Genomic DNA, 2,388 nt, shown 5'->3' on the forward strand with positions numbered 1-2,388 from the left:
CCCCGCGTACCGGCGGCCCCGTACCGGCGTCAGTCCCGCGACTCCGGGCCCGCCAGATGGCGGGCGATGACCATCCGCTGGATCTGGTTGGTGCCCTCCACGATCTGCAGCACCTTCGCCTCGCGCATGTACCGCTCCACCGGGAAGTCCGCGGTGTAGCCGTAGCCCCCGAGGAGCTGTACGGCGTCGGTGGTGACCTGCATCGCGATGTCCGCGCAGAAGAGCTTGGCCATCGCCGCCTGCGGGGTGAAGTCCTCGCCCGCGTCGCGGAGTCGGGCCGCGGTCAGGTACAGGGCCCGGCCCGCCTCGATCCGGGTCGCCATGTCGGCGAGCATGAAGCGCAGCCCCTGGAAGTCGGCGATCGGCCGGCCGAACTGCCGCCGCTCCAGGGTGTAGCCGAGCGCCGCGTCCATCGCCGCCTGGGCCACACCGATCGCGCAGGCCGCGATGCCGAGCCGGCCGGAGTCCAGTGCGGCCAGCGCGATGGCGAAGCCGTGTCCCTCGTCGCCGATCCGCCGCGCGTCGGGCACCCGCATCCCGTCGAAGTGCAGCTGAGCGGTCGGAGAGCCCTTCATGCCCATCTTCCGTTCGGGCGCCCCCGCGGACAGGCCCGGGGTGTCACCGGGGACCAGGTAGGCCGAGATCCCGCGCGCGCCCTCGCCGCCGCTGCGGGCCAGCACGGTGTAGAAGTCGGCGACGCCGCCGTGGGTGATCCACGCCTTGGTGCCGTCCAGGACCCAACTGTCGCCGTCCCGGACCGCTTTGGTGCGCAGGTGCGCCGCGTCGGAGCCGGAGGTGGGCTCGGACAGGCAGTAGGCGCCGAGCATGCCGCCGCCGAGCATCGCGGGCAGCAGGTCGGCGCGTTGCTGCTTGCTGCCGAACGCGGCCAGCGCGTGGCAGGCCAGGGTGTGCACACTGACCCCGAGACCGATGGTGAGCCGGGCCGCGGCCAGTTCTTCGAGCACCTGGAGGTACACCTCGTACGGCTGCCCGCCGCCGCCGTGCTCCTCGGGGTAGGGCAGGCCGAGCAGGCCGGCCCCGCCGATCAGCCGGAAGGTCTCCCGGGGGAAGTACCCGGCCTCCTCCTCGGCGGCCGCCGAGGGGGCGATCTCCCGCTGGGCGATCTCCCGGGTCAGCGCGAGCAGCTCGCCGGCCTCCTCGGTGGGCAGCCGGCGGGAAACGGGCTGGGGGCCTTTCGGGCCGTGGCCGTGCTCCGTCATTCGGCACATCCTCCCTGTAGGGGTGACGTCGGCGCCGCTGGGGGTGAGGCGGAACCGTCCGGTGGGCGATACCCCATTCCCGATGTTCCCCTGCCGGGTCGCGGCACGCGGGGTGATCCACGGGTCTGGCCGGTTGGAGTATGCCCGATCGGCGCGGGTTCGTCACCAGCGCCTCCGGCGCCGCCGGGCCGCCTCGGGGCGGTTCCGCGCCCGCCCGCCCGGCCCAGTGGCGGGCGGGCGCGCGGCCGGTGGGCCGGACGAGGGTTCGGGGAAGCGTCGGGAGGGCGTGCGGGGCCGTCGTACGCTTTCGGCCATGGAGAGTCTGGGGGGCGCCGATCCGCGGTCGGTGGGCGGGTATCCGCTGTTCGCACGGCTCGGCGCCGGCGGCATGGGCAAGGTGTACCTGGCCCGGACACCGGACGGGCGCGCGCTGGCGCTGAAGACCGTACGGACGGAGTTCGGGCTGGATCCGGAGTTCGGCGAGCGCTTCGCGCGCGAGATCCGGCACGCGGACCGGGTGCGCTCGCCGTGGACGGCGGCGGTGGTGGACTTCTCGCCGGCCGGCAGCAGCCCGCAGTGGCTCGCCACCGAGTACGTGGCCGCGCCCTCGCTGGCCGAATGGGTGACCGGGCACGGCCCGCTGCCGGCGTCCGCGCTGACCACGCTGGCCGCCGAGTTGTGCGAGGGGCTGCACGCGGTGCACCGGGCGGGCCTGGCCCACCGGGACGTCAAGCCGTCCAATGTGCTGCTGCCGGCCGGCCGCCCGCTGCTGATCGACTTCGGCATCGCCCGCGCCGCGGAGGACTCCCGGCACACCCGTACCGGCGCCATGATCGGCTCCCCCGGCTACATGGCGCCCGAGCAGGCCACCGCGGGGGTGGCCGCGGAGCCGGGGGACGTCTTCGCGCTGGGCGCGCTGCTGGTCTACGCGGCCACCGGCCGGGGCCCGTTCAACCGGCCCGGCGAGGAGCCGTCCACACCGGCGCTGCTCTACCGCGTCGTCCACGAGGAGCCGGATCTGACCGGCGTGCCCGCGGCGCTGCTGCCGCTGGTGCGGGCCTGCCTGGTGAAGGACCCGCGGCGGCGCCCGACCGCCCGGGACGCGGCCGGACTGCTGCCCGTTGCGGACCGCGCGCCCGGCGGCTGGGCCGACCGGCTGCCGCCCGGG

General features: G+C 75.4%; 2 protein-coding genes. One reads left to right on the forward strand and one right to left on the reverse strand.

Annotation, left to right across the window (positions count from 1 at the left end):
• Positions 1 to 29 precede the first annotated feature (29 nt).
• Positions 30 to 1,220 carry an acyl-CoA dehydrogenase family protein gene (locus tag GA0115240_RS23395; protein ID WP_093739330.1) on the reverse strand — a complete coding sequence of 397 codons (1,191 nt, stop codon included), beginning with the start codon at positions 1,218 to 1,220 and terminating at the stop codon, positions 30 to 32.
• Positions 1,221 to 1,533: 313 nt separating this feature from the next.
• Here GA0115240_RS23395 and GA0115240_RS23400 point away from each other — a divergent pair.
• Positions 1,534 to 2,388, forward strand: an 855-nt coding sequence (locus GA0115240_RS23400; RefSeq protein WP_161302392.1) for a serine/threonine-protein kinase, incomplete at its 3' end; no start/stop codon positions are given.

Source organism: Streptomyces sp. DvalAA-14, from assembly GCF_900091855.1.
Taxonomy (GTDB): Bacteria; Actinomycetota; Actinomycetes; order Streptomycetales; family Streptomycetaceae; genus Actinacidiphila.

What these genes read in the sequence shown, in the direction of transcription:
- GA0115240_RS23395 (WP_093739330.1), bottom strand. Translation starts at nt 1,220, where the DNA reads ATGACGGAGCACGGCCACGGCCCGAAAGGCCCCCAGCCCGTTTCCCGC.